Origin of the sequence: Pseudovibrio flavus, assembly GCF_009711345.1 — a bacterium.
Lineage (GTDB): Bacteria > Pseudomonadota > Alphaproteobacteria > Rhizobiales > Stappiaceae > Pseudovibrio > Pseudovibrio flavus.
Genome location: NZ_SMMA01000056.1, coordinates 132,553 through 157,553, shown reverse-complemented (window position 1 = coordinate 157,553; position 25,001 = coordinate 132,553). Strand labels below are relative to the sequence as shown.

Sequence of the window (25,001 nt, the reverse complement as noted above, 5' to 3'; positions counted from 1 at the left end):
TGCTCCGTAGTTGTTGTGTCTCCCTGAGGTTTTTCCGTAAGTTTTGGAACGACCTCTAAGTCCGGTGCACTTGTGGGGGTGCGTATCATGCCTCTGGCGAGTAAAATTGGTTGCGAACGCGTATCAGCCAGTCAGCTTGGAGCTGACGGTTACCCAATGCGCGCAATTGATGCCCTGGGAAGGGGAGATGGTCTGCGCAGTCACAAAGTTGCAGCCGACAATAGTGTGCAGCCTTCCATAGAAGGACGGCTTGCTTCTTTGAAACAATCAATCGACGCTGTCATGCAGGGTGATGAGGATTTCTCTCTCCTCGTGAATATGATTGAGGAAGTTCAGGGTGATCTCAGTAGCTATCAGGTTTCTGGATCTGAGCGTCTTAGAGCGGAACTTGCCGCGCAACAATGCGAACCTATTAGTAAAGAGCATGAAGCCACTATTGATGTAGCAGGCAAGCAATCTGCTGGATTGGCTGCATGTTTGTCGCTGAATGACATCAATAGTGCGCAGAGCAAGTACGCCTCTTGGGGTAAGCCCGACGGTGATATGCCATTTATGGCTGCGATAGGGCTGGCTGGAAAGGTTGGCTCTTCGCTGAATTATTCGCGAATCCCGATCTCTGACGGTCGCCTAACTCATCTCCAAGATCTTTGAACTATTAAAGTTTTAGGAAAACACCTGTCTGTTTTATCCGCTATTTTTTGGTGAATAGTGAGGTCCTCCGGCGCTATTAGGCGAGCTGGTCTGCCTAAGGCCATTTTCGCGCAAGGTTGTTGCGCGAAGTTAGCGGCAATATTGTCACCCTTTCGAGGTCCTTTATGGCAGCCCGCGAAAACGCCGAAAAAATTTACTCGAACTTGGCACAGCTTGGAACGCAGCGGCTTATAGCGCTGGCGTTTGTCGGCGTGCTTACGTTTGTGGCCATTGGCGTTGCTGCCTATTTGCTTTCTAGGCCCGATCAGGAAGTTCTTTACGCAAACCTTGCCAGAGATGATGTTAGTCAGATCGGTATGGCCCTTCAGACTGCCGGTATTCCTTTTGACGTCAGTGCTGACGGCACCGTTGTAACGGTAAGCATGGGTACAACAGCGCGGGCTCGAATGCTGTTGGCGGAGAAAGGGCTTCCTCGCGGCTCAGGCGCAGGTTACGAACTCTTTGACCAGATGGGATCACTGGGGTTGACTTCCTTTATGCAAGGCGTGACCAGAATTCGTGCGCTTGAAGGAGAAGTTGCGCGAACGATCCAGTCCATGCGAGGGGTGAAGGCCGCGCGCGTGCACCTCGTTTTGCCGGAAAAAGCAAGCTTCAGGCGTGATACTCAAAAGCCATCGGCATCTGTCGTTATTAGAACGGAAGGGGCTGCCTCCAATGCCATGGCACAGTCCATTCGCCACTTGGTTTCTGCTGCCGTGCCCGGTCTCGCTGCGGATGCGGTAACAGTTCTCGATACCGACGGTACGTTGTTGGCTGCAGGTGAGGATGCGCAGAGCGCTTCTACCGGCCGTAAAGCAACAATTGAAGATACTGTAGCGCACCGCGTTGAAAGCAACGTTCGCCGTGCGCTTGCTCCGTATCTGGGCATTGGCAATTTCGAAGTCAGTGTTGCCGCAGCGATCAACACCGATACGCAGAAGGTATCGGAGACAACGTTTGATCCGGACTCCCGCGTAGAACGCTCTTTCCGCGTTGTTCGTGAAAATAACAAGGCTCAGAATTCCTCTCTGGAAACGCCAACGACTGTTGAGCAGAACCTTCCAGAAGAAGATGTTAGCGCGCAGGGTGGTGAGCGCTCCAGTGAAGAGGCTGATCGCCGCGAAGAGCTAACCAACTACGAAATCTCCTCCCGCACCGTCGAAACATACTTTGACGATTACCGCGTAGAGCGTTTGACCATCGCAGTCGTTGTTAATCAGGAGCGTATCGGCGAAGCGCTGGCTCGCGCTGGTGGTGAAGCATCTCCTGAAGCTGTGGAAGCCAAGCTTTCTGAAATTCAGCAGATCATTTCTGCGGCCGCTGGCACCAATGCTGATCGCGGTGACACGATCAATGTTTCCGCCGTGAACTTCCTCACCAGTGAGGAGCAGCTCGCCGCAATTCCTGAAAGCACCTTGATGGATGCCTTGATGCGCAACATGGGCAGCGTTGTAAACGCACTTGCCATCCTCGTTGTGACACTGATGATCATCTGGTTCGGCTTGCGTCCAGCTGTTGCCTTCCTTCTGCCAGTTCAGCAAGAGGTGGTGGCTGAAGGTCCAAACGTTGGTGCCGATGGCAGCATGGGCACAATCCATGAAAACGTCGGCTTCGATGATGTTGATGCAATCGAGCGCCTTATCATTAATGAGGAAGAAGGCAGCACTGTCGTCAACCGTGTATCTCTCAAGAAGCTTGAACGTGCTGTGGAGCTGGATGATGTTCAGGCCGCAATCATTCTCAAGCAGTGGATGTATAACGGAGAGATGGCCTGATGGCGCGTTCCATAGCTGAATGTCTTGCGGATTTTGAAAGCTCGTCGGGATCAGCTGAAACCCAAGCTGCGGAAATGCAGGATGTCGTCTCCCTTCTTCCTAAGGGCTACGGCGAGGGCGGCGACTGGGTAACGCGCGTTTTTGAAGCTTATGAGAACGGCTTCTCCGAAGGACAAGAAGCTTCTAAAAGTGAATGCGATGCTCGTATCGAAGAGATGCGCAAGGAGATGGAAGCTGCGCTTGTAAAGGGCGAGCAAGAGTGGAAGATGCAGCAGGGGCAGGAGCTGCGCACTGCCGTTACAGCTTCGCTGCAAAACATAGAAGTGCGGGTTGCTGAAAGTGTTGCCGCTATTCTTGTTCCATTCCTTGATGAGCAGTCGCGCCACATGGCTGTCGGTGCGCTCTCGGAGGTGCTGAAGCGCCATCTTTCTGCAAGCAAAGAGCCAATTTTGGAAGTGAGCGGACCGCGCTCGCTATTTGACCTGTTTCAAGAAAAGTTGGGCGCGAATGCGCCAGCCATGGACTATGTCGAAAGTTCTGGTGTGGATTTGAATGTGTCAGTGGGGAATATGAATTTGTCCACGGGCCTTGAGCAATGGTTGCAGCAATTGCACTCGACCGTAGGTGATGGGCAGTAATGGGCAAGTTGGATCAACAAGAACTGATTATCATTCGCCGTCGCTATCAGGGGCTTGAAGAGAGCCACTCGCACGGTGTGTGGAAGATCGCCTATGCCGACTTCACAACCGCGATGATGGCTTTCTTCCTCGTCATGTGGCTGATTAACGCGTCTGATGAAACGACGCGCCAAGGCATGGTTCAGTACTTCAACCCAATCAAGCTTGTCGAGTCTGCTGCGCAACCTAAGGGCTTGCGAGACCCTCTTGATGATGCTGCTCCTTCCGATGGTGAAGAGGGGATTGATAGCGGTAAGCCCGCTGGCGTAGGTGGTACTGAGCTTGAAGGTCCATCCCAAGGCGGTGGTAGCGAACAGACAACACCGATTACAGAGAATAAGAACCTCAGCAAGCCGACAGACCGCGGTGAGACCAAAATGACCCAAGAAGGGGATGGTCGTAAATTGCTGGTTGCCGACCAGCAGTCTGAAGCGCGCTACACGGAAGAAGAACTCTTCGATAACCCATATGCCATTCTTGCTGCTTTGGCCGTCGAAGCAGAAGCTCTAGTTCATACAGATGGCTCCCCAGGTGCAGGCGGACCAGGTGCGTTGGCTCAGGCCAATACGCCGATCCTGTTTGCAGCTCCCAACCGTGATCCTGATGGTGAGGGCCTCGCTGATGGTATGAGCTTCCGTGATCCTTTCGATCCATCAGGCTGGCAGAAGGAGCCGTTGCCGGGTAATGCGGCGCTGCTCGCCACTATTCCTGCACTTGAGGTTGATGACGAAGGGCTGAAGGTAGAAGAACTGACCGCCGCGCAGATCAAGCTTCTGGAAAATGCAGCCGACCTTGCTCGCGGTGGTAAAACGATTACAGGTCTTGCTCAGGCGGACGTAACGGAAGGCGTCAAATTAAAGATTGCCTCAGTCGAACAAGAAGAAATTGAACAGTCGGACTTGGGCAAGGGTATCGCAACTCTGTTCCAGAGTGAAAAGCTCATGAAGGATGTGGCTCCTGCGCAGGAAAAGCCTGAAAAAGCTACTGTGCAAAGCCAAGTGGTTCCTCAGGTTCAAGCGGCAGAGCTCAAACAAGTAGAACAGGCCCCAGCTGCAAAGCCGGTTAAACAGCTAGAAGAAAAAACAGCTGATAAGACCGTTGAGGTTGCTTCAAAGTCAGGTGAAGACAAAGAGGTTCTGTCTGACAACAAGCTCGTTGATGTCAAAAACGCAGTAGGTAATGCGCTCGAAGGCATTGCATCAGGTGCAAGCATCGAATTTGCACAGCATGCAGACGGTGTTTTGATCCAGATTACCGATAACGAGAAATTCGGAATGTTCTCGGTTGGCTCCGCAGAGCCTCGTCCTGAAATCGTTTTGGCAATGGAAAAGATCGCGGGTGTGCTGAAGTCGCGTGAAGGTGACATCGTAGTGCGTGGCCACACCGATGGCCGGCCGTTCCGATCCAAAAACTACGATAACTGGCGTCTTTCAACTGCTCGTGCCCACATGGCTTATCACATGCTGGTGCATGGCGGCTTGGACGAAGAGAGAATTGTCGCAATCGAAGGTTATTCGGATCGTCGTTTGAAGGTCGCGGAAGACGCTTATGCGCCGCAGAACCGCCGTATCGAGATTATCTTGATGAACGGGGTTGCCGATGCTGGCTGAAAAAACTTCTAAGCTAAGAATGTGGGCAAAGGGCGCGGTATCTGCCGTCGCCCTTACTGCCGTTATTTTCAGCCATCAGGCCCACGCACAAATTGATGTCACAAGTGACCCAGATGCTATGGTTCTGGAGCTCCAAATTCTTCAAGACGAAATTATTGAAGGAAACTTGGAAGCCTACAAACTCTTGCAGCCTTCGCTTCTTGTTCTTGGTCGGCGCTTTTTGATGCTGGATGAAGCTGTATGGAATGAGCGCAGGCACGCCAACGCGGCTATTGCTTTTATGCTCAGCGGCGGTTCCGGCGCGGTGTTTCAGGAGCTAGCGCGCAGAGGCGTAGAGTTTAACGCAGACGCCAACCTGTTTGCTGGGGCAATGGCCTATTCGCAGGGCAATCGTGCAGTTGCCCGCAACCTTCTAATGAAGGTGGATGCCATGAAGCAACCGGTAAGCCTTGCAGGGCAGATTGCGCTTGCACAAGGTATCTTGCTTTCTCTGGAAGATCCAAAAGAAGCCAACCGATATTTCGATCTGGCTCGCCTGTTTATGCCCGGAACGCTAGTGGAAGAAAGTGCCTTGCGCCGTCAGACACCGCTCGTTGCTAAGATGGGTGACCACCAGAAATTCCAGCGCTTGGCACAGCGATACCTATTCCAATACGCACGTTCGGTTTTCGCAGACAGCTTCAGGGACCAGATGGCGGACGCCATTGTTGAATCCGAATACCTGAAGGCCGAGGATGACTGGACACGCGTTGAGCAGATTGTCTCCGAATTCGAAGGTAACTCTCAGGTCGTTATGCTCTCCAAAATCTCACGAGCGTCTTTGTTAAATGGCAACAAGAGCTTTGCGCTGAACGCAAGCGACCTTCTGCTTAAAAACGAAGCGCGTACCAAAGAGCAGGAAGAAGCTGCAATTGTCTACAAGGCAGGGGCAATGGCAGTGGGTGAAAGCTGGAATGAGGCATTGCGTTTAGCGTCCAGCGCAGACCACGCAAAGCTTTCTTCGCAAGATCAGGTTCTGGCAAGCGTCATCGTAGATACTGCAAACAGCATCAGAACTTGGCCAACGCCTCCAGTCTCTCATAGTGCAGAGTTTGGCGTTGCTGTCCCGCAATACGGTCTTGAGGAACGATTAAGCGATCCCGAGATGTTTGTGGGTGTTGAAGGTGCATTGGAAAGCGCGCATCAGGTGTTACTAGGAGCTGAGTTTTGAATAGCTTGCTAACAGTTCTTTCAGCCTCGTCAAATCAGATTAAGGGCGCAGCCGGTCGAACGGGCGCGGAAAATGCTGCCGCTGACGATAATGGATTTTCTTCTTTCATCGACGATATGGGCGAGCGCTCTAAAGCTTTGCAGCCCAAGGGCGAGAATACTGAAGCACCCAATGGAGATGCTCTGGAAACTACTGTTTCTGGCAGTGGTGACGGCGAAACTGGCGCGATGCCTGAAGAGCTGAAAAACCTTCTGGATTCCATCAATAAGGATAGCCAGAAAGACCTTTCTTCTCTGTTGGAGCAAGTTGGCAGCGAGCTGGAAGTTAAGCTGGACGCCTCCAAAGTTGAGAACCCAGCGGACGCACTTAAAGTACTCAAGCAAGTACTGGCAGCGCAGACTCTGCGGGCTGAGGGCGAGGGCGCTACACTTCTGCCAGCTGAGGCTGGTGAAGACGGCGTGCAGCTAAAAACAGCTCAAGCCAACACACAAGTTTCCGCCATCGATAAACTCCTCCAAACCACAGGGCTTGCTGACAGCACGAGTGCGTTGAAAGCTGCAAAGATTGGCGAGGGTCAGTCTGCGATTTTGCAAAGCTACCTTGGTACCTCAGAAAAGCCGTTGGATGCTAAGTTGCAGAGCAATTCGGCCGCGCAAGCTTTGGGGCAAAACGGAAAAGTACCTCTGGAAGGGCTGGTTAAGCCACAAGAGGTTCAGGTTCAGCTTTCTGACCAAATGGCTAAACAGCAAGGCGCGTTAGCAGACTTACAAGCATCTGGCTCGTTGAAAACGGCAGCGACGGCTTCTCAGGTTTCCGAACTCCAATTGGAGGCCGCGAACAACGGTACTGGCAAGTCAGCAGGTGCTGAGGCGCTGGACGTAAAGGTTCTGAAAACCGAAACCCACCTGCCTCCTGCGCTTGACAATCGGATTCCGGCCAAACAGGTCGGTGATGCAATTTTGAAAACCTTGCCGGAGATTAGAACCGCAAGAGAGCAGAGCGCCCAGCTGGACATTCAAAGAGCACCACAGGTGATGAAGCAGTTGGATATCCAGCTCCGTCCCGACAACCTCGGTGTTGTTAAAGTATCCATGCAGCTGCGCGGCAACGAGCTCAACGTTTCTATGGTGACAAGCACTATAGAGGCATTCGAGATGCTGCAGAAGGATACCAACGTTCTCAGCAAAATCCTCAGAGAAGCCGGTTACCGGGCAGAAAACGCCCAGATTTCAGTACAGTTTAAAGACGACGCTGCTGACAGCTTTAGGCAATCTACAGGTAACGGAGATCGTGGTTTCGTGAACCACGGACAGGACGAGCGCTCCGGTAGTTCTGGTCGTCAAGCTCAGGCAGGAGAGGGTGAGGGCGGTTCAAATAATCACGGACCGGACCATGCTGACGAACTGTTGTCATCAGGGGCAGAGCATGCGTCGCTTTCTGAGCGTGATGTGCGTAGCGGCCACTATTTCTAGTGGGGCCACATCCTCTACTCTCGCGGAAACCAAAGTAGATGTGAGGCTGTGCGAACGGGAAATGCAGAATGCGGCACGTAAATATGATGTGCCGCTCGGTATTCTCTATTCCGTTGGTATTACGGAAACCGGAAAAGGCAATTCGCTTCATCCCTATGCAATGAACATTGAGGGTAAGCCCTACTATGCGCGCTCCATAAGGGATGGTCAGCGCAAAGTCGCGTGGGAGCAGGCGAGGGGCAAAAAGCTTATCGACGTTGGCTGCATGCAGATCAACATTCACTACCACGGCCACCGGTTTGCATCTGTGTCGGATATGTTCCGACCAAGGCAGAACGTTCAATATGCTGCGCGGTTTTTGTCAGAATTAAAAAAACGAGAGGGCTCGTGGACCATGGCGGTGGCACGCTACCACGCAGGCCCAAATAACAATCCAGCGCAAAAACGCTACATCTGCCGCGTAATCACAAACATGGTTGCAAGCGGCTTTGGAAAGTGGACGCCAGAGGCGCGAACCTTCTGCAATTAAAATACAATTTAGGAAACTATCTGAGCAGATTATGCCAGTCAGGCTCGGACAAGTTTGCTCCTTTTTACTGTACCTAACGAAATTCCATTTCTGCGACAAAGGAGAACCTCATGGGCCTCTACGGTATTATGAATACCAGCGTGTCTGGCATGAACGCGCAGTCAAATAAGCTTGGCACTGTTGCCGACAACATCGCGAACGTCAGCACCATCGGCTACAAGAAGGTTTCGACTGAGTTCCAGAGCATGGTTATTGGTGGTTCCGGTGGTAACTACAACTCCGGTTCTATCAAATCCATAACGAAACAGTCTGTAACAACGGCTGGTCCTTACCAGTTCACAACAAGCGGCACTGACCTTGCTATCAATGGCTCCGGTTTCTTCGCTGTTGCGGACCAGAACGGCGCAACCTACCTGACACGCGCAGGTTCGTTTGTGATTGACGCCAAGGGCGACGTTGTAAACTCCATGGGCTACGGCTTGCAGGGAGTGCCTCTCAATGGCCGCGATCCTGAAGACGTAGACAGTGTTGCAGGTCTCCAGACCGTCAACGTTGACGGTGTGGAAATGAAAGCTTCCGCAACAACTGAAGGTCTTCTGCAGGTTAACTTGGATTCCAACGCTGCTGTTGGCGCGGTGGAAACGACTTCTATCGTTACCTACGATAACGTGGGCAACAAGGTAGAAGTCACTGCGACTTACACCAAGACTGCTGCAAACGAATGGGAAGTCGAATTTACCGACGGTGGTGGTAACACCTTGACCGGCGGCGGAACACTGGAATTCGATCCAGCAAACGGCACCCTCGTTGCTCCAGATCCAGCAAGCTTGAACGTCACCATTCCAAACGGTCAGGTCACTACTTTCAGCATTGAAGGTACCACCGAACTGGCTTCCGAGTTTTCCGCTCTTAAAGTGGAAGCAAACGGTAACGAGCCTTCCAGCATCGATGCTATCCGCATCGATGAAAGCGGTATTCTTTACGCTGTTTACGGCAACGGCGAGGAAGAAGCGCTTTACAAGCTGCCTTTGGCCGATGTTGCAAGCCCTGACAACCTTCAGCACGTTGGTAGCTCCCTTTATGCGGTCACCAACAGCTCTGGCACCATCAACTGGGGCTTCCCGTCTACCGGCGGTATGGGTTCTATGCTGAGCGGTGCACTTGAAGGTTCCAACGTTGACCTTGCATCAGAACTTACTGAAATGATCCAGGCGCAGCGTACCTACAGTGCGAACTCACGAGTATTCAGCACCAGCTCCGAGTTGCTTCAGGAACTCGTGAACCTCCGTTAAGGCTAGCTATCGATGTCTCTTACTTCGGCCATGCTGACAGCGCAGTCCTCCGTTCAGGCGAGGGCTGCTGAAATTGCGATTACAACACAGAACGTAAACGGCGCGAATAATCCTGCCTATAGCCGTCAGACCGCTGTTGTTTCCAATCTGGTAAACTCATCCGGTTCGGTTGTTTATGTTTCCAACGTATCGCGTGCTGTTAATCAGGCGGCGTCCACTGCGGTGCTCAATACCGGTTCGGTTGCAACAGCGACAGGCTCTTATGCCACGCTGCTCGATACCGTATGTGGGCCCAATTCCACGCCGCTCATGGGTGAGGTGGCGACATCGATTTCAAAGCTTGAGAGCGATCTGCAGGCATGGGCAAACGACCCGTCCAGCTTGGCTTTGGGCCAAACCGTTGTGGATTCTTCCAAGGCGCTTGTCACCAAAATCAACAACGACGCACAGTCTGTTGCCGAAGCCCGCAAACGTGCTGATGAATCCATGGCGGCAGCCGTGGACAACATCAACACGATCCTGTCGGACTTTGAAAAACTCAACACCGACATCGTCAGAAAAACCGCCCTCGGTGAAAATGTAAACCACTTGCTCGATGAACGAGACGAGATGCTTCGCGTCCTCTCGGAGGAAATCGGCATTGAGGTAATGCATCGCGATAACAACGATGTTGCAATTTACACCGACAGCGGCGTTACACTTTTTGAAAAAACCGCTCGCGAAGTAACGTTTGACTCCACTGCGACGTTCCCGTCAGGCACGACTGGTAACGCCATTTTCGTTGACGGTATTTCTGTAGCGGGTCCAAACGCGAAGAAACCAGTCTCCGGCGGCGCTATTGCCGGTTACGCCAAGATGCGTGACGAGACCGGCGTGACAATGCAAAGCCAGCTTGATGAAATGGCTAAAGCACTTGTTGCGGCGTTCAAGGAAGTTGATCCTGCAGGCGTTGGCGCGGATATGGATGGCCTGTTCACCGGAACGGACGCTGCTTCCCTTTCCATCAACGCGGCTGTTGACCCTTCACTCGGCGGTGACATCAACAAAATCCGTGACGGTATCAACTACGACTACAACACTGGCGATCTGGCAGGTTTCTCTGATCGGCTGAATCTCTTCATCACAGAGATCAATGCACCGCGCACCTTTGATGCATCGGCAGGTGTAACCACCCAGTCCAGCCTCAAAGACTTCGCTGTCAACTCGGCCAGCTGGTATTCGGCCGAGCGTCAACGCGCAACTGAATTGGCCGTGCTGGATGCTTCTGCCTACACCAGTGCTACGACTACAATGTCAAACAGCACCGGCGTTCACTTGGATACCGAGCTGTCGCGCATGCTCGCAATCGAAAGCGCGTACTCGGCATCTGCCCAGCTAATGACCATCATCGATAACATGTTCGAAGAACTCCTCACGGTGGCACGATAACTATGGCGCTCTATAACGTTTCCACGCTGACCATGACCAACAGCATGATCAGCAACATCCAGAAGAAAACGAACGAGTTTCATAAGCTCTCCAAGGAGGTGCTTGAAGGCAAGCACTACGACATGGGGCTGGAACTGGGTGCAAACCACGGCACTACCATCTCCCTTCGTAACGATTACGAGTCTATTGAAAAGCTTCTGCTTTCCAACTCCCAGACCGATATGCGGTTGGAAGCTGCCTACACGGCGATGGAAACCTCCCGCGAGACAGCTGAGAGCTTTAAAGCCGAGCTGGTTGGTCTGCGTGACAGTGGTGGCACGCTTTCTACAGCCGGTCCGCTTGCTATGGCTAATCTGGATGCTCTGCTTGGCCAGCTAAACACCAACGTTGGCGGCGTATTCGTGTTTGGCGGACAGAATGTTTCCAACGGAACAGCCAACGAATTTACCGATGCCATGAGCGCGACTGTTGACGGCTGGCTTGACGACTTCATGGCAACGGAAGGTATTGCTGACCGCGGATCCATGACGCAGGCCGACATGGAAAAGTTCCTGCAAAATGACTTCAAAACCAACTTTGATGCCATGTGGGAAGGTCAGATTTCCAACGCAACTGACGACGTGATGAAAGCTACCGTCGGCGATGGTACGACTATCGACAGCACGGTCAGCGCAAACGATCAGGCTTTCAAAGATGTAGCAGCAGCCTACGTGATGCTTGGCGTATTCGGCAGCGATGAAACACTCAGCGAAGGCGCTCAGGCCGCATTGATCGATGATGCGATTTTGACGCTGGAAAGTGGCGGCACTGCAATGACCGCAGCGCAGGCGCAAGTTGGTTCTGCAAGAAGCACTCTGGAAAATTCTGATGAGTACCTGAAGGCTGAAAAAACGCTGCTGAACACTTTCATCAACGACCTTGAAAACGTCGATATGAACCAGGTTGGCGTGGAGTTGACTGCAGTTGAAACGCAGCTGGAGAACCTCTTCGCCATTACCAACCGCATGCGCTCGCTTTCGTTGTTGAACCATCTCTAAGCGCTTGATGGTCCAGCAAATCACGACAGCTAGATAAACTGTAGGAAGCTAAAATGTACCAAATGTCCTATGCAGAAACACTGGCAGATTCTTCTCAGGATCGCCGCGCTCAGGAAAAAGAGGTCTTTACTCTGGCGATCCTCCAGCTGCGCGCCGCAAAAGAAGCGGGCGTGAATTCTGACGAGGCTGTCAAGGCACTTACGATCATTCGCCGCTTGTGGGGTTTCCTTATCGAGGATCTGGGAAGCGCGGATAACGCACTGCCAGAAAAACTGCGCGCGGAACTGATTTCTATCGGTATTTGGTGCGTGGGCCACGCCGACAAAATCCGTAGCGGCGAAAGTGAAGATTTCGACTCCCTTATCGAGATCAACGAACACATTCGTGACGGACTGAACTAGGAGGCGAACGAACCATGCGGATCTTTTTGCGGGCAGGGGAGAAAATCTTCGTCAACGGTGCGGTGATCTCCGTAAACCAGAAGACGTCGATCAATCTTCTTAACGACGCTGTATTCCTTCTGGGCAGCCACGTTCTTCAGGTGGAAGAAACGACCACGCCTTTGAAACAGCTTTACTTTGTGATCCAGAACGTACTGATCGAACCGACTGCGGAAGGTATCAGTATGGATCACTACAAGCATCTGCTTTCCGGTGTTCGTCACGCTTTTAGCAACCTTGATGTCCATAGCGGTCTTGATGATGTTGAAAGACATGTCGAAAACAAGCGCTACTTCGATGCGCTGAAAGTTCTGCGCAAGCTCTTCCCTGTAGAGCAGGAAATCATGGAAGGGCTGGATGATGCCAGCCAAGTATTTATTCGCCCTCTTGCCGCGACCGCAGCAGCATAATCTCCAAAAGGACTAAAAAATGGTCGACGCAGTATCCGGAGTTCAGCCTACGGTTCAAAATAGCCAGCAGCAGCCAACAACCAGCACTGGCAGCGAAACGCTTGATTATGACGCGTTCCTCATGCTCTTCATGGAATCCTTGAAGCATCAGGACCCGACAGAGCCAATGAGCACCGCTGAGTGGATGGGCCAGATGGCGCAGTTCTCTATCGTTGAACAGACCACCGTTACCAACCAGAACCTCGTGCACATGTTCCAGCAGGCAGCTGTTAATCAGGCGGCGAACCTGATTGGTATGGAACTGACCCTTGCTGATGGCACCAAAGGCATCATCGAAAGCGTGCAGGTCTATACTGATGGTTCTGTTGCAAAGCTTGAAGACGGCACCGTTGTTCTGCTTGAGCCGGGCGTGACAATCTCCAAGCCGGGCACTGGCGATGTGACCGACCCTGAGGTTGGCGAGCCGGACAAGCCGGGTGAGGGCGGTGAGCAGCCAGAGAAACAATTCTTCTCCTTCAACGCTTGAGCTTGACCTGAATGAATGAGGCTGATGCCCTCGATATCGTAAGAAATGCAGTCTGGACCGTGATTGTTGCAACCGGTCCAGCTGTCGGTACTGCTATGCTTGTCGGCCTTGTCATCGCGTTGTTTCAGGCCCTCACGCAAATTCAGGAAATGACGCTGACGTTCATTCCTAAAATCGTGGTCATTCTAGCCATGATCGCGATCAGCGGCCCGTTTATCGGCGGGCAGATATTCTCCTTCACGGAAGTATTATACGGGCGCATCGAAAACGGATTTTAGGGCAGATAACTGCCCTGATCTTTTCAAGGGACACTGACTTCCCCTCGCGCCTCCATCCTCACACAAGTTTATTCCCTCATTTTCCTATCCAAGTGAAAGAACGGGAGAGGTGCGTCTCGCGTTACCTCTTCCATTTGAGACTGAATTTGTAATTCTAGGCGGAATGCTACCTGATGACGGGATCCGGAAAACGCGATATTGGCTTTGCCATAGGCATCATATTTATTTTGTCGGTGCTCTTCCTGCCAATGCCGACATTTATGATCGACTTTGGCTTGGCGATTTCTGTGGCCTTTTCCGTCGTGATCCTCATGGTTTCATTGTGGATTCAACGGCCGCTTGAGTTCTCTTCCTTTCCAACAATTCTTCTTATCGCAACCATGTTGCGACTGGCGCTCAATATCGCCACAACGCGCGCAATTCTTGCCAATGGCCATGAAGGAGAGCTGGCCGCTGGTTATGTGATCTACGGCTTCTCGCAGTTTGTGATGAGCGGTGACTTTGTCATCGGTCTTATCGTGTTTGCGATCTTGGTCATTGTGAACTTCCTCGTTATCACCAAGGGTGCCACGCGTATCGCGGAAGTGGGCGCACGCTTTACCTTGGACGCGATCCCCGGCAAGCAGATGGCAATCGATGCCGATCTTTCCGCAGGTATGATCGATGATCGGGAAGCGCAGCGCCGCCGCCGCGAACTGGAAGAAGAAAGCTCTTTCTTCGGTGCGATGGACGGTGCGTCCAAGTTCGTGCGCGGTGATGCCGTTGCAGGCCTTATTATTACCGCGGTCAACATTTTGGGTGGCATCATCATCGGTGTTACCCGCTATGGCATGGAGCTGGGCGAAGCTGCTGACGTATTCACCAAGCTGTCCGTTGGTGACGGCCTTGTCTCGCAGATCCCTGCGCTGATTGTATCCCTTGCTGCTGGTCTTCTTGTTTCCAAGGGTGGTACGCGCGGTTCTGCCGAACAAGCGGTGATGGGCCAGCTAAGCGGCTATCCAAAAGCGCTGCTCATCTCCGGCGTGCTCATGGCAATCATGGGTGTGTTGCCGGGCCTGCCGTTCTTCCCGTTCATGCTCCTTTCCGGCATCCTGCTAGCTGCGGCCATCGTCATTCCTCGACAGGCCGAAGAACAGCGCAAGCTTGAAGAAGCCGAGCAGAAAAAGCAGGCGGAGCAAACACAGGCGCAAAAGAAGGAATCTGTCAAAGAAAGCCTCGATCTTCCAGAGATCGAAGTTCGCCTTGGCAAACAGCTGACAGCAAGACTACTTGCGAACAAGCCGGAGATTGCCAGCCGCATCAACAAGATGCGCAAGAAGTTTGCCGAGCAGTACGGCTTCGTGGTTCCTGAAATCAAGATCAGCGACAACATTGACCTTACGCCAAAGACCTACGAGTTCCGCATTCACGGTACAATCGTAGCCTCTCAGGCAATGCATGTTGGTGAGGTGCTGGTGATCGGCGGTGATAGAGCCCTGCCGCAATTACCGGGCAAGGAAACCAAAGAACCTGCCTTTGGCATGAAAGCCAAATGGATTGCGCCAGCATTTGAGTTTGAGGCCAAGCGCCAAGGCTACACCACGGTCGATAACCTCTCTGTAGTGCTTACCCACCTAAGCGAAGTCATCCGCAACAACCTTTCCCAGTTGTTATCCTATAAGGACGTTCGTGCACTGCTGGATCGTCTCGATCCTGCTTACAAGCGTCTGATTGACGATATCTGTCCAGCCCATATTTCGTATTCCGGCCTTCAGGCGGTCCTCAAGCTTCTTCTGGCAGAGCGTATCTCGGTCCGTAACCTTGCAATGATTATGGAAGCGATTGCTGAGATCGCGCCCCATGCACGCCGACCTGAACAGATTGCCGACCATGTGCGCGTACGCATGGCGACACAGATCTGCGGTGACATTGCTCAGGACGGTATGCTGAAGGTGCTGCGTTTGGGTAACCGCTGGGATTTGGCATTCCACCAAGCGCTACGACGTGACAATAACGGTGATCCTATCGAGTTCGATATGGAGCCAAAGCAAGTTGAAGAGTTTGCGCGAGAAAGTGCTGCCGCGATTAAGAAGAAGATTGCCGCCGGTCACCGGTTTGCCATCGTGGTATCGCCGGAAGCGCGCCAGTATGTGCGCATGATTACAGAACGTATGTTCCCATCGCTTCCTGTGCTATCTCACCTTGAGATTGCCAGAGGCGTAGAGATAGAAGCTCTGGGGACTGTTTCGTGACAACAGCCATCCTGCCGGATTACCTGCTTTCTATGTTCATCGTTTTTTGCAGGGTCGGCGGCTGTCTCATGACAATGCCGGGGTTTTCATCGCCCCGCTTGACGTTGAACATCAGGATCTTTCTGGCATTGGCTGTCTCGCTCGCCATGTCTCCTATGTTGATGCCGTTTGTTTATCCGGTCATTTCAACGGCTTCTCATTCCACCATTCTCCTAACGGTGGCAACGGAAGTCCTCATTGGTGGGCTGATCGGGTTTTTCGGTAGAGCATTCTTTGGCGCACTGCAGATGATGGCAGGCGCTATGGCGAATGCGTCCAGCTTCAACATGCCGTCCATGACCGTGGAAGAGTACGAGCAGTTGCCACCTATGGCGTCTCTCGTCACGCTTACAGCAACGGCTATGCTTTTTATTAGCGGGGCGCATGCAGACGTTTTCGTAGCTGTGGCAGAAACCTACACGGTTGCGCCCGTAGGCGAGGGCTTTGCAGCACAAGCGGCGTTTGAACAATATGTCGGCAAGCTATCAGCAGCGATGTACCTTTGCCTGCGCATTACTGCACCGTTCATGGTCTACGGTATCATCATCAACCTTTCTCTCGGTCTCACCAACCGTCTAATGCCGCAAATGCCGGTCTACTTTGTGGGTCTTCCTGCAATCGTTTGCGGCGGCCTTTTCCTTCTTTGGATGACGATCACCGAAATGGTGTCTCTCTTCTTTGAAGGGCTTGGCAACTGGCTCTCTTTGGTTTGAGAATATGGAAAAGAAGCGACTAGAGCGCCTGACGCGCATTATGAAAATGCAGCAGCAACGCGAAACAGCAGTAAAGTTTGATTTGAGCGTGGTGGATACGTCCATTGAAGAGCTCAAACAGAGCTCGACTGACTTGAGCAGTCAGTGGGGCCTGCATGATGGCGCGCTAGGCGAAATTATGAATCGGACGGTGGACCAGAAAATCCGCCGCAACGCCCGTGAGCAAGCCCGCTTGGAAAAGCGAAAAGGCGAGCTGATGGAAGAGCTGATGAACCGGCAGCGCGAAAGCAAGATGACCGAGAAAGAGCAAAAACGCGTTGGGGTGGCTTACGGAAGAAAGCAGGAAACAGAGCGGCTTTTCGAGGTTCTGGAGGGTGTTGTCTCTCAAAAAAGGTCAGGTCCGGATAAGTCTCGCTAGGTATTCTTTTGCCCAGCTGTACTGCAAAGTCTCACCCAAGGTAAGTGAATATGGCCGTTCAACCTGTAGGCGACATCATTCTTGATGTTCTAAAAGGCGCAGACCCTCTTGCAAGGGCAGAAGCGACGAGTGCGCTCTCTAGGCCAACTAAAGTGGCTGCTGATTTACCGACACTTTCTGATCCGGGCGGGTTTTCCGCTGCTATGGATAGTGCTCTGGAGCGGGTTTCATCCGTATCACGTTCTGGCGTCGCCTTTACCGGCTCTGCTAGCGAAACAGTTACAGCTATGAAGAATTTGAGCGCTACTGCACCAGCAGGCCGTGACCTTGGTCAGGAATTGGAAGCTGCCATTCTCCATACCCTTGTAGAGTCCATGATGCCGAAAGACATGGCCTCCATCTACGGCGGCGGTACAGCAGGCAACACCTACAAATCAATGTTGGCAGAGCAGCTGGCAAACAAGATTGCTGACAGCGGTGGTATCGGCCTTGCAGATATGCTCGTTACCGATGAACTTCTCAACCAGTCAGCCAAGAAAGAAGCATAATGGCCAATACTCAGGTTCCAGAAGTTTTTGAAATCCAGCAGGAATTGGTAGTCGCTGAAGAGAGCGCTCCAATCAAGTTTGTATCCAACGAAGATGTTGTGGCAATAAACAGTATCCTGAGCCGCGTGGAAGCGCTGGTTGAAGAAGAAATCGCAGGTCTCACCAACCAAGGTAAATCCGATCTTGATGACACAGCCTACCGGAAATATTCCGCGATGCTGGAACTGGAGAAGGTCAGTGAGATTATTCGCCCTGAGAACCTGCCAAGCGAGACTGTTGAGCGGCTACAAACCCTGAAAGATCGCTTGCAGTTCAACATGCGGTTGCTCGATACGCACCTTACTGCCGTGCGAAATGTTTCTGAAAGTATTTCTTCCCGTATCCGAGAAATTGAATCTGATGGCACCTATGATGCCACAGCGGGCCACTACTAGGAATTTTAGATGCTTAAGGTCCTACTGACAGGTCTTTGGATCGGCGCGGTTACACTTGGAACCGGATACGTCACTGTAAACTACAAAACCCAGAACGACCCAATGGTGCGTAAAGAGGCGCATCTGGAAGGGCTGGATTACCAGAAAACGCCAACGATCAATGTGCCTGTTCTGGAAGACGGCAAGATCCATGGCTATGTGATCGCTCAGTTCGTTTTCACGGTTGACGGTGAGACGCTTAAGAAGCTGGCTGTGCCTCCCCATGCATTCGTGGTGGACGAGGCATTCCGCTATATTTATGAGCGGGCAGACAAGCGCTTTGCTGAGCTAAGCAAACATGATCTGGGTGAGATGACGGAAGCGGTCAGAACCAACGTAAACAAGCGTTTTGGCGTTGAGATCGTGCAGCATGTTCTTGTTCAAGACTTCGCGTTCCACGTCCCTGGCATGATGGAGGGCGTGGCCGCCCAAACTGCTGGGTAGGACCTCTCATAAAACATCTACAATCGAAGCCGCATTGCTCTTGCTCTGCGGCTTTTTTGTTGCTCTGAGCCTTGGGCCGTCGGGCAGGAAAAGAGGCAATAAAAAAGGGCAGGAAGCTGACTTCCTGCCCTTCAAAACTATTTGTAACGCTATTGAAAGCTATCAGTAGCCTTGCTGCGCGTTTCTATGACGCTCTGCCTGAAGTACTGCGTATGTTGTCAGGTGGTCCATCAGCTCTTTAACGGCGATGTCAGCGCGGGCAGAATCTGAATCTGCAACAGCCTGAGCAAGGTCACGGTGAAGAATTGCGGAGTCTTCCAAACGTTCGTTACCGCGGAAAGCGCTCCACGCACGACGGCTCATGGTCTGCAGTGGTGCGACAGCGCGAGCGGTGTACGGGTTGCGCGATACTGCACAAAGCACTTCGTCGAATACTTTATCTGCACGCAGGTAGCCCTTTACATCGCCTTCGCGAGCAAAGTGTAGCATCTCTTCAGCGCAAGTAAGAAGCTGAGCGCGCTCTTCGTCTGTTGCACGTTCAACAGCAGATGCGACCAATAGCTGCTCAAGAGGACGGCGGGTTTCCAGCACCAGCACATATTCCTCTGGCTCTACTTCGGAAACGAACAAGCCTTTGCGAGGGCGAATGACAATCAGACCTTCAGTAGAAAGGCGCTTGATACCTTCGCGAACAGGCGTACGGCCGATGCCGGTGCGCTCGCAAAGGTCGCCTTCAGTCAGGGCCATGCCCGGAGAAAGGTCCAGATTAACAATCAGCTCCTCAATCAGGCGGTATGCCTTATCGGCCAGACTTTCTCTAGCAGGGTCTGCCAGAATTTGCTCACTCGCCATTCGTATTTCTTTCGTCTTCTGACTAGCCTAGTCAATTCAAAGAGTTAATTTGGCTAGGCTTTATGCCAAATACAATTGTGACACGTTGATACAGGGCGCACACTGTGCATAACCCGTGCAACGTAAGAATAGGATGCGGCTTGGTCGCTTCGCAACCCTCAAACGCACCCTAAGGTAACTTTCAGCTCTCCAGAATGCCTTCCAATGCATTCTTACTGCGTTGACTTCCCAAAAGCTTAAGAAGTGCATCACCAGAGCGCGTAAAGCGATGAGAACGCCGCGTCAAGATGAGGCCGGCTTGCGGTGCTCGTACCTCAATTGCGCTGTCACTATTCCCCGGTTCGGTGATTAGAGTCGCTAAAAGATCACCCTCCTTTACAACGTCACCGGGAGAAACGGCATACAGTATAATACCCGATGCTGGCGCATTCATCATTTCGATGTTTGGTAGCGGAACGGCAGGGCCTTCAAATGCCTTAGGGGCAGGTTTCTCGCCAGCAACGACACCCCGTGCGATGAGGAAGTTCAAAAGGTTCTGCGCATCTTCCCGCGCCATCTCTTCTCTTACATCCCTAGCGCCGCGAAGCTCTAAAGTGGAAACGACAACGCGCTCTTGCAGCTTGGCCTCTTGTCCCTCTGACAGATAAGGAGAAAGAGCAGCAGACTCGAATGGCTGATCGGCATCGCCTTTCCATAGCAGCACAGCGTCTGCCTTCAACAGCGCAGCCAGATCCTGTGTCTGCGGCCATAGCTCTTCAGCAATGTAAACGTAGTTCAGGCTTTCATCATCACAGTGAAGGTCAAGAATGATGTCATGGCCGAGCGAAAGCTTGGCAAGGCGCCACTTCAGCTTCCGGTCTACAGACATAGCGCTGTCATCTTCCAGCAGTAGGCTTGGATCTGGACGGTCCAAGTGTGGATGAGAGCGGTTGAAGTTATCGCGCGTACCGGAGTGGAAGCGGCCTTCAAGTTTTCCGGCAATAAACTGGGCAGCGCCAACTGGGTTGCAGTGTGGCACTACTGTAATATTGCCAAGAACCTTCCCTTCAGCATCAAGCGCACGCAGGTGCTCCATTAGAAAGTGCAGAACTGCAGGACCAGGAAGTTCGTCCGCATGCATTGCGCCTTGCAAATAGGCAGAAGGGGCGCCTGCGTCGCTGCCTTCAAACTTGTAGTAGGGAAAGGAGTAGGCAACACCAATCGTATCGCCGCTAATAACTTCAATGTGCTTTTGCATGTTCGGTCCGCAAGTTCTGCTCCGCCTCTATAAAGGGGAGATACGGGAAGGGGATGCTCTTAATAGTGCGGCGGCTTTTGATTGTCCGGTGCCTGATCTACAAGGTCTTGCAGATCCAGCATCTGGTCACGCATCTGTTTCATGGCCATTACAAGCTTATCGATCGTCTTGGACTGACGAGAGACAACATCGTTGAGCGCCTCGACCGTTTCGGCCTGATGAGCTACATGAATTTCCAGATCGATAATCCGTTGTTCGAGCGTGTCCTGCATTGTTTCCTGGTTCTTGGTTTTGTGATCTTTAGCGGGTCAATCTAGCAGATCCGGTTTGGTAGACCCAGACACTTGTTAGACCGACTCCTGCGCAGCCCTATTGGCGCTTTTTTTGTTCCGAATGGAAGCGTTTTTTGTGCTCTGAAAAGCACCCGCAAGCCAAATTTTCCAAATTTCGCACTTATATATGACGCAATTCACAGCTTGCTCCCAGAAAAAACAGGCTCAAAATTGGCTAAATTGTGAAAGCCTAGGGGTTTTCGCTGCTGTCGCACAAGAAAATGATTAAGCCGCTGTAAATCAAGGAATAGTTTGGAATTTCAGATTTATGGCAGCACGGTTTACCTGTTTTTCGGGTGGCCACTTTAATAGAATTTGATCTTTCCGTGCGCCTGCGCATTTGGCCGATAAGGGTATATACGAATTGCTCAAGGCCTTTTGAAATTTTCTATTGCTGAGCGGCGCTTCTGGCAAACTTTCTAAAGCTGAGCGCTGCACAGGATGAATAGAATTGCTTTCCTGTGGTGCTTGTGAGGTCGTTGAAAAATTCGGTTTCGGGCAGGGTGCGCGTTTGCGTGTCTCCGCGACGAGGGGGGATGGCCAAAGCAGGTTGAAAATATGTCAGCGGCACAGGGATGTCTCTTGCCTCTGGTTTTTCAAGATCAGTCCTGCCACCGAGCAGGTTGTTATGAAAAGCGAATAATATCGATTGGTTGAACCAGATGTAATTGGGAACTCGCCAATCAGTCACGTGCGTTAATGAGGTTTTAAATGAGCTTGAACAAGACCCTCATGGCAGGCGCGGCGATTGCTGCTCTGGCCCTTTTTTCCAGCCCGACCTTCGCAAAAACCTTGGTTTATTGCTCCGAAGGTTCTCCTGAAAGCTTTACCCCGTCTCTCCACACATCCGGTACAACATTTGATGCCAGCTCCCGCAATGTTTACAACCGTCTGGTTGAATTCAAGCGCGGCAGCACTGAAATCGTGCCTGGTCTTGCAGAACGCTGGGAGATTTCCGAGGACGGTAAAGAATACACCTTCTTCCTCCGTAAAGGTGTGAAGTTCCATTCTACTTCCTTCTTCAAGCCTACCCGCGACTTTAACGCAGACGACGTAATCTTCACCTTCGATCGTCAGGGTAATCCGGAAAACCCATACCACATGGTTTCTGGCGGTACTTACGAGTACTTCAACTCCATGCAGATGCCTTCTCTCATCGAAAAGATGGAAAAGGTTGACGACTACACTGTGAAGTTCGTTCTTTCCCGTCCAGAAGCGCCTATGATCGCTAACCTGGCGATGGACTTTGCTTCCATTCATTCCGCTGAATACGCAGACTCTCTGTTGGACAACAAAAACCAGTTCGACCAGAAGCCAGTAGGCACCGGTCCGTTCCAGTTTGTTGGCTACCAGAAAGACGCGATCATTCGCTACTCTGCGCACCCTGACTACTGGGCAGGCAAAGCTGCGATCGACACCCTCGTATTCGCAATCACTCCTGATGCATCCGTTCGCTACCAGAAGCTGGCAGCTGGCGAATGTCACATTATGCCTTATCCAAACCCAGCTGACGTTGCTGCAATGAAGAGTGATCCAAACATCACTGTTATGCAGCAGGAAGGTCTGAACATCGGTTATCTGGCATACAACACCCAGATGCCTCCGTTCGACAATCCGAAAGTTCGCAAGGCTCTGAACGCTGCGATCAATAAGCAGGCGATCGTCGATGCAGTCTTCCAGAGCGCTGGTAAGCTTGCAAAGAACCCGATCCCGCCAACAATGTGGTCTTACAACAAGGCTGTTGTTGACGATGTGTACGACCCAGAAGCAGCGAAAGCCGCTCTTGCAGCTGAAGGCGTAACCGACCTTAAGATGAAGGTCTGGGCAATGCCTGTACAGCGTCCGTACAACCCGAACGCACGTCGTATGGCTGAAATCGTTCAGGCAGACTTTGCAAAGGTTGGCGTAGAAGTTGAAATCGTTTCCTACGAGTGGGGCGAATACCTGAAGCGTTCTTCCGACGTGAAGCGTGACGGTGCTGTTCTTCTCGGTTGGACCGGCGATAACGGTGACCCAGACAACTTCCTCGGTGTGTTGCTCACATGTGATGGCGTTGGTGGTTCAAACCGCTCCAACTGGTGTAATGCCGAGTTTGATGAAATCATCCTCAAAGCGAAGATGACATCCGACGTTGCAGAGCGCACCAAGCTTTACGAGCAGGCTCAGGTTCTCTTCAAAGAGCAGGCTCCTTGGGCAACCATCGCGCACTCTCTCGTAAACGAGCCAGTAAGCGTTAAGGTTGAAAATTACAAAATCGACCCGTTTGGCGGACATTATTTCTACGGTGTAGATATTAAGTAAAAAAATCTGCTAGACATTATGTATCCCGGCGCGTATTCGCCGGGATACAATTTGTACTCACGGTTGTGTATTTGAACGTAGAGTGCGTACTATTCATATCGAGAAAAAAGTGTGACTGAAGTATGCTTCGTCTCATATTGAGAAAATTGGGGCTTCTAATTCCGACATTTATCGGCGTTACCCTCACATCCTTCTTCTTCATCCGCTTACTTCCGGGTGACCCAATTCTACTTCTTGCAGGCGAACGCGGTGTAAGTCCCGAGCGCTATCAGGAGCTTTTGGTTCAATTCGGCTATGATAAGCCCGTGTGGGTCCAGTATCTGGATTACATCTGGAACATCCTTCACGGCGATCTAGGGACCTCGATTGTAACTAAGCAACCGGTGGTCAAAGAGTTCTTCACCCTGTTCCCGGCAACAATCGAGCTGTCACTGTGTGCGATTATCTTCGCCGTGGTGCTTGGTTTGCCAGCGGGCATCCTTGCTGCTGTTAAGCGCGGTAAAACTCTCGACCATACCGTTATGACAACCGCACTGGTTGGCTACTCCATGCCAATCTTCTGGTGGGGTCTGTTGTTGATCATCTTCTTCTCAGGCATTTTGCAGTGGACGCCGGTATCTGGCCGTATCTCCCTGATGTTCTGGATTGAACCTGTCACCGGCTTCATGCTGATCGACAGTATCTTATCCGGTCAGGAAGGCGCCTTTACCTCGGCCGTCAGCCACCTCATTCTGCCTACCGTTGTTTTGGGCACTATTCCGCTAGCGGTTATCGCCCGTCAGACCCGTTCGGCAATGCTGGAAGTTCTGGATGAAGACTACGTGCGTACAGCGCGTGCAAAAGGTCTTTCCCGTTTCCGCGTTGTTGGCATTCACGCACTGCGTAACGCTTTGATCCCGGTGATCACCATCATCGGTCTTCAGATCGGCGTTCTGTTCGCTGGTGCAATTTTGACCGAAAGCATCTTCTCATGGCCGGGTATCGGCAAGTGGATGGTCGATAGTATCTTCCGCCGTGACTATCCGGTGGTGCAGGGCGGTCTGCTCATGATTGCAGCAATCATCATGATTGTGAATCTGATCGTTGACCTTGCTTACGGTCTGATCAATCCAAAAATTCGGCATACGGAGTAAACAATGGCTGATGTAACTCATGATACCGGCCCGGATACCCGCTTCGAATTGCTGATGGGCTTCTGGCGCCACTTTAAAACCAATCGTGGTGCTGTATTCGGACTTTGGTTCTTTGTCGCTCTTGTATTGATTGCGGTTCTTGCGCCTGTAATTGCGCCGCACAGCGCAACCATGCAGTACCGTGATGCGCTCCTTCTGCCACCTGTGTGGTCTGAAGGCGGTACTTGGACCCACATTCTGGGCACAGACGCGGTTGGCCGCGACCTGCTGTCTCGCTTGATCTATGGTAGCCAGTTCTCGCTGTTTATTGGCGTTGTGGTGGTGTCTGTAGCGCTGGTCGTTGGTATTTGTCTCGGTCTCGTTGCCGGTACTTTCCGCGGCTGGGTTGATACCTGCATCATGCGCGTTATGGACGTGATCCTTTCCTTCCCGTCCTTGCTTTTGGCACTCGTACTTGTTGCGATCCTTGGTCCGTCTCTCATCAACGCGATGATCGCGATCGCGATCGTTCAGCAGCCTTACTATGTTCGCCTGACCCGCGCTGCGGTAATGAGCGAAATGAGCAAGGAATACGTGATGGCGGCGAAAGTGTCCGGCGTTGGCACTTTGCGTCTGATGTTCGTAACTGTTCTGCCAAACTGTATGGCACCGCTTATCGTTCAGGCAGCTCTGTCTTTCTCGACTGCTATTCTTGACGCGGCAGCTCTCGGCTTCCTCGGCATGGGTGCCCAGCCTCCGACACCGGAATGGGGAACCATGCTTGCAGAATCCCGCGAGTTCATTCTGCGCGCTCCATGGATTGTGACGTTCCCGGGTATTGCAATTCTGACCACCGTGCTTGCGATCAACCTGATCGGTGATGGCCTGCGCGATGCCCTTGATCCGAAGTTGAAGAAGGGCTGATAG

The 25,001-nt window shown here is 52.1% G+C and carries 26 protein-coding genes; 23 read left to right on the top strand and 3 right to left on the bottom strand.

Features of this window, described 5'->3' with window-relative positions:
* Positions 1 to 87 precede the first annotated feature (87 nt).
* From E1162_RS05935 to E1162_RS05840, 20 genes are all read left to right on the top strand, one after another.
* On the top strand, positions 88 to 651 hold the full coding sequence (locus E1162_RS05935; protein ID WP_155128245.1) for a hypothetical protein: 564 nt from the start codon (positions 88 to 90) through the stop codon (positions 649 to 651).
* Positions 652 to 815: 164 nt separating this feature from the next.
* Positions 816 to 2,465, top strand: a complete 1,650-nt coding sequence (fliF, locus tag E1162_RS05930; protein ID WP_155128242.1) for a flagellar basal-body MS-ring/collar protein FliF — start codon at positions 816 to 818, stop codon at positions 2,463 to 2,465.
* The gene (locus E1162_RS05925) at positions 2,465 to 3,103 is read left to right on the top strand and encodes a hypothetical protein (protein WP_155128239.1); all 639 of its coding nucleotides are present in this window, start codon (positions 2,465 to 2,467) and stop codon (positions 3,101 to 3,103) included. The genes fliF and E1162_RS05925 overlap by 1 nt, the downstream gene beginning before the upstream one ends.
* Positions 3,103 to 4,752 (top strand): MotB family protein, encoded by a 1,650-nt coding sequence (locus E1162_RS05920; protein WP_155128236.1) that lies wholly within the window; start codon positions 3,103 to 3,105, stop codon positions 4,750 to 4,752. The genes E1162_RS05925 and E1162_RS05920 overlap by 1 nt, the downstream gene beginning before the upstream one ends.
* Positions 4,742 to 5,962, top strand: coding sequence for a MotC family chemotaxis protein (locus tag E1162_RS05915; protein WP_155128233.1), 1,221 nt, complete (start codon positions 4,742 to 4,744; stop codon positions 5,960 to 5,962). The genes E1162_RS05920 and E1162_RS05915 overlap by 11 nt, the downstream gene beginning before the upstream one ends.
* Positions 5,959 to 7,434, top strand: coding sequence for a flagellar hook-length control protein FliK (locus E1162_RS05910; RefSeq protein WP_155128230.1), 1,476 nt, complete (start codon positions 5,959 to 5,961; stop codon positions 7,432 to 7,434). Before E1162_RS05915 ends, E1162_RS05910 begins: the two co-directional genes overlap by 4 nt.
* The gene (locus tag E1162_RS05905; RefSeq protein ID WP_155128227.1) at positions 7,388 to 7,963 is read left to right on the top strand and encodes a transglycosylase SLT domain-containing protein; all 576 of its coding nucleotides are present in this window, start codon (positions 7,388 to 7,390) and stop codon (positions 7,961 to 7,963) included. The genes E1162_RS05910 and E1162_RS05905 overlap by 47 nt, the downstream gene beginning before the upstream one ends.
* Before the next feature lie 110 nt (positions 7,964 to 8,073).
* Positions 8,074 to 9,255, top strand: coding sequence for a flagellar hook protein FlgE (locus E1162_RS05900; protein ID WP_155128224.1), 1,182 nt, complete (start codon positions 8,074 to 8,076; stop codon positions 9,253 to 9,255).
* A 12-nt stretch (positions 9,256 to 9,267) separates the two neighbouring features.
* Positions 9,268 to 10,683: a flagellar hook-associated protein FlgK gene (gene flgK / locus E1162_RS05895; RefSeq protein WP_155128221.1), complete on the top strand. Its 1,416-nt coding sequence runs from the start codon at positions 9,268 to 9,270 to the stop codon at positions 10,681 to 10,683.
* 2 nt (positions 10,684 to 10,685) lie between these two features.
* Entirely contained in the window at positions 10,686 to 11,720 is a 1,035-nt protein-coding gene (locus E1162_RS05890; protein WP_155128218.1) for a flagellar hook-associated family protein, read from the top strand.
* A 53-nt stretch (positions 11,721 to 11,773) separates the two neighbouring features.
* The gene (flaF, locus tag E1162_RS05885; RefSeq protein ID WP_155128215.1) at positions 11,774 to 12,121 is read left to right on the top strand and encodes a flagellar biosynthesis regulator FlaF; all 348 of its coding nucleotides are present in this window, start codon (positions 11,774 to 11,776) and stop codon (positions 12,119 to 12,121) included.
* 14 nt (positions 12,122 to 12,135) lie between these two features.
* The gene (gene flbT, locus E1162_RS05880) at positions 12,136 to 12,570 is read left to right on the top strand and encodes a flagellar biosynthesis repressor FlbT (RefSeq protein WP_155128212.1); all 435 of its coding nucleotides are present in this window, start codon (positions 12,136 to 12,138) and stop codon (positions 12,568 to 12,570) included.
* Between the two features lie 19 nt (positions 12,571 to 12,589).
* On the top strand, positions 12,590 to 13,096 hold the full coding sequence (locus tag E1162_RS05875) for a flagellar hook capping FlgD N-terminal domain-containing protein (RefSeq protein ID WP_155128209.1): 507 nt from the start codon (positions 12,590 to 12,592) through the stop codon (positions 13,094 to 13,096).
* Between the two features lie 11 nt (positions 13,097 to 13,107).
* Complete coding sequence (gene fliQ / locus E1162_RS05870) at positions 13,108 to 13,374, top strand: flagellar biosynthesis protein FliQ (RefSeq protein WP_155128206.1); 267 nt, start codon at positions 13,108 to 13,110, stop codon at positions 13,372 to 13,374.
* Positions 13,375 to 13,547: 173 nt separating this feature from the next.
* The gene (gene flhA, locus E1162_RS05865) at positions 13,548 to 15,605 is read left to right on the top strand and encodes a flagellar biosynthesis protein FlhA (RefSeq protein WP_155128203.1); all 2,058 of its coding nucleotides are present in this window, start codon (positions 13,548 to 13,550) and stop codon (positions 15,603 to 15,605) included.
* Complete coding sequence (locus E1162_RS05860; RefSeq protein ID WP_371311822.1) at positions 15,602 to 16,357, top strand: flagellar biosynthetic protein FliR; 756 nt, start codon at positions 15,602 to 15,604, stop codon at positions 16,355 to 16,357. Before flhA ends, E1162_RS05860 begins: the two co-directional genes overlap by 4 nt.
* Before the next feature lie 4 nt (positions 16,358 to 16,361).
* Complete coding sequence (locus E1162_RS05855; protein ID WP_155128201.1) at positions 16,362 to 16,775, top strand: hypothetical protein; 414 nt, start codon at positions 16,362 to 16,364, stop codon at positions 16,773 to 16,775.
* A gap of 50 nt (positions 16,776 to 16,825) precedes the next feature.
* Positions 16,826 to 17,323, top strand: a complete 498-nt coding sequence (locus tag E1162_RS05850) for a rod-binding protein (protein WP_155128198.1) — start codon at positions 16,826 to 16,828, stop codon at positions 17,321 to 17,323.
* A complete protein-coding gene (locus tag E1162_RS05845) occupies positions 17,323 to 17,757 on the top strand; it encodes a hypothetical protein (RefSeq protein WP_155128195.1) in 435 nt (144 codons plus the stop codon). Before E1162_RS05850 ends, E1162_RS05845 begins: the two co-directional genes overlap by 1 nt.
* A 9-nt stretch (positions 17,758 to 17,766) precedes the next feature.
* Entirely contained in the window at positions 17,767 to 18,240 is a 474-nt protein-coding gene (locus tag E1162_RS05840) for a hypothetical protein (RefSeq protein WP_155128192.1), read from the top strand.
* A 162-nt stretch (positions 18,241 to 18,402) separates the two neighbouring features.
* On the opposite strand, the gene E1162_RS05835 is transcribed toward E1162_RS05840, so the two are convergent.
* The 3 genes from E1162_RS05835 to E1162_RS05825 form a co-directional block, all read right to left on the bottom strand.
* Complete coding sequence (locus E1162_RS05835) at positions 18,403 to 19,092, bottom strand: GntR family transcriptional regulator (RefSeq protein ID WP_155128189.1); 690 nt, start codon at positions 19,090 to 19,092, stop codon at positions 18,403 to 18,405.
* Positions 19,093 to 19,273: 181 nt separating this feature from the next.
* Complete coding sequence (locus E1162_RS05830; protein ID WP_155128186.1) at positions 19,274 to 20,329, bottom strand: M14 family metallopeptidase; 1,056 nt, start codon at positions 20,327 to 20,329, stop codon at positions 19,274 to 19,276.
* Between the two features lie 59 nt (positions 20,330 to 20,388).
* On the bottom strand, positions 20,389 to 20,601 hold the full coding sequence (locus tag E1162_RS05825) for a SlyX family protein (protein ID WP_155128184.1): 213 nt from the start codon (positions 20,599 to 20,601) through the stop codon (positions 20,389 to 20,391).
* Positions 20,602 to 21,372: 771 nt separating this feature from the next.
* Between E1162_RS05825 and E1162_RS05820 the strand changes: the two genes are divergently transcribed.
* The 3 genes from E1162_RS05820 (at position 21,373) to E1162_RS05810 (ending at position 24,998) form a co-directional block, all read left to right on the top strand.
* Positions 21,373 to 22,962 carry an ABC transporter substrate-binding protein gene (locus E1162_RS05820; RefSeq protein ID WP_257098691.1) on the top strand — a complete coding sequence of 530 codons (1,590 nt, stop codon included), beginning with the start codon at positions 21,373 to 21,375 and terminating at the stop codon, positions 22,960 to 22,962.
* 122 nt (positions 22,963 to 23,084) lie between these two features.
* Entirely contained in the window at positions 23,085 to 24,095 is a 1,011-nt protein-coding gene (locus E1162_RS05815; protein ID WP_155128181.1) for an ABC transporter permease subunit, read from the top strand.
* 3 nt (positions 24,096 to 24,098) lie between these two features.
* Positions 24,099 to 24,998, top strand: a complete 900-nt coding sequence (locus E1162_RS05810; RefSeq protein ID WP_155128178.1) for an ABC transporter permease subunit — start codon at positions 24,099 to 24,101, stop codon at positions 24,996 to 24,998.
* Positions 24,999 to 25,001: the final 3 nt, after the last annotated feature.

Coding starts and splice junctions, on each gene's coding strand:
- E1162_RS05935 (WP_155128245.1), top strand. CDS start 88: ATGCCTCTGGCGAGTAAAATTGGTTGCGAACGCGTATCAGCCAGTCAG.
- fliF (WP_155128242.1), top strand. CDS start 816: ATGGCAGCCCGCGAAAACGCCGAAAAAATTTACTCGAACTTGGCACAG.
- E1162_RS05925 (WP_155128239.1), top strand. CDS start 2,465: ATGGCGCGTTCCATAGCTGAATGTCTTGCGGATTTTGAAAGCTCGTCG.
- E1162_RS05920 (WP_155128236.1), top strand. CDS start 3,103: ATGGGCAAGTTGGATCAACAAGAACTGATTATCATTCGCCGTCGCTAT.
- E1162_RS05915 (WP_155128233.1), top strand. CDS start 4,742: ATGCTGGCTGAAAAAACTTCTAAGCTAAGAATGTGGGCAAAGGGCGCG.
- E1162_RS05905 (WP_155128227.1), top strand. CDS start 7,388: ATGCGTCGCTTTCTGAGCGTGATGTGCGTAGCGGCCACTATTTCTAGT.
- E1162_RS05900 (WP_155128224.1), top strand. CDS start 8,074: ATGGGCCTCTACGGTATTATGAATACCAGCGTGTCTGGCATGAACGCG.
- flgK (WP_155128221.1), top strand. CDS start 9,268: ATGTCTCTTACTTCGGCCATGCTGACAGCGCAGTCCTCCGTTCAGGCG.
- E1162_RS05890 (WP_155128218.1), top strand. CDS start 10,686: ATGGCGCTCTATAACGTTTCCACGCTGACCATGACCAACAGCATGATC.
- flaF (WP_155128215.1), top strand. CDS start 11,774: ATGTACCAAATGTCCTATGCAGAAACACTGGCAGATTCTTCTCAGGAT.
- flbT (WP_155128212.1), top strand. CDS start 12,136: ATGCGGATCTTTTTGCGGGCAGGGGAGAAAATCTTCGTCAACGGTGCG.
- E1162_RS05875 (WP_155128209.1), top strand. CDS start 12,590: ATGGTCGACGCAGTATCCGGAGTTCAGCCTACGGTTCAAAATAGCCAG.
- fliQ (WP_155128206.1), top strand. CDS start 13,108: ATGAATGAGGCTGATGCCCTCGATATCGTAAGAAATGCAGTCTGGACC.
- flhA (WP_155128203.1), top strand. CDS start 13,548: ATGACGGGATCCGGAAAACGCGATATTGGCTTTGCCATAGGCATCATA.
- E1162_RS05855 (WP_155128201.1), top strand. CDS start 16,362: ATGGAAAAGAAGCGACTAGAGCGCCTGACGCGCATTATGAAAATGCAG.
- E1162_RS05850 (WP_155128198.1), top strand. CDS start 16,826: ATGGCCGTTCAACCTGTAGGCGACATCATTCTTGATGTTCTAAAAGGC.
- E1162_RS05845 (WP_155128195.1), top strand. CDS start 17,323: ATGGCCAATACTCAGGTTCCAGAAGTTTTTGAAATCCAGCAGGAATTG.
- E1162_RS05840 (WP_155128192.1), top strand. CDS start 17,767: ATGCTTAAGGTCCTACTGACAGGTCTTTGGATCGGCGCGGTTACACTT.
- E1162_RS05835 (WP_155128189.1), bottom strand. CDS start 19,092: ATGGCGAGTGAGCAAATTCTGGCAGACCCTGCTAGAGAAAGTCTGGCC.
- E1162_RS05830 (WP_155128186.1), bottom strand. CDS start 20,329: ATGCAAAAGCACATTGAAGTTATTAGCGGCGATACGATTGGTGTTGCC.
- E1162_RS05825 (WP_155128184.1), bottom strand. CDS start 20,601: ATGCAGGACACGCTCGAACAACGGATTATCGATCTGGAAATTCATGTA.
- E1162_RS05820 (WP_257098691.1), top strand. CDS start 21,373: ATGAGCTTGAACAAGACCCTCATGGCAGGCGCGGCGATTGCTGCTCTG.
- E1162_RS05815 (WP_155128181.1), top strand. CDS start 23,085: ATGCTTCGTCTCATATTGAGAAAATTGGGGCTTCTAATTCCGACATTT.
- E1162_RS05810 (WP_155128178.1), top strand. CDS start 24,099: ATGGCTGATGTAACTCATGATACCGGCCCGGATACCCGCTTCGAATTG.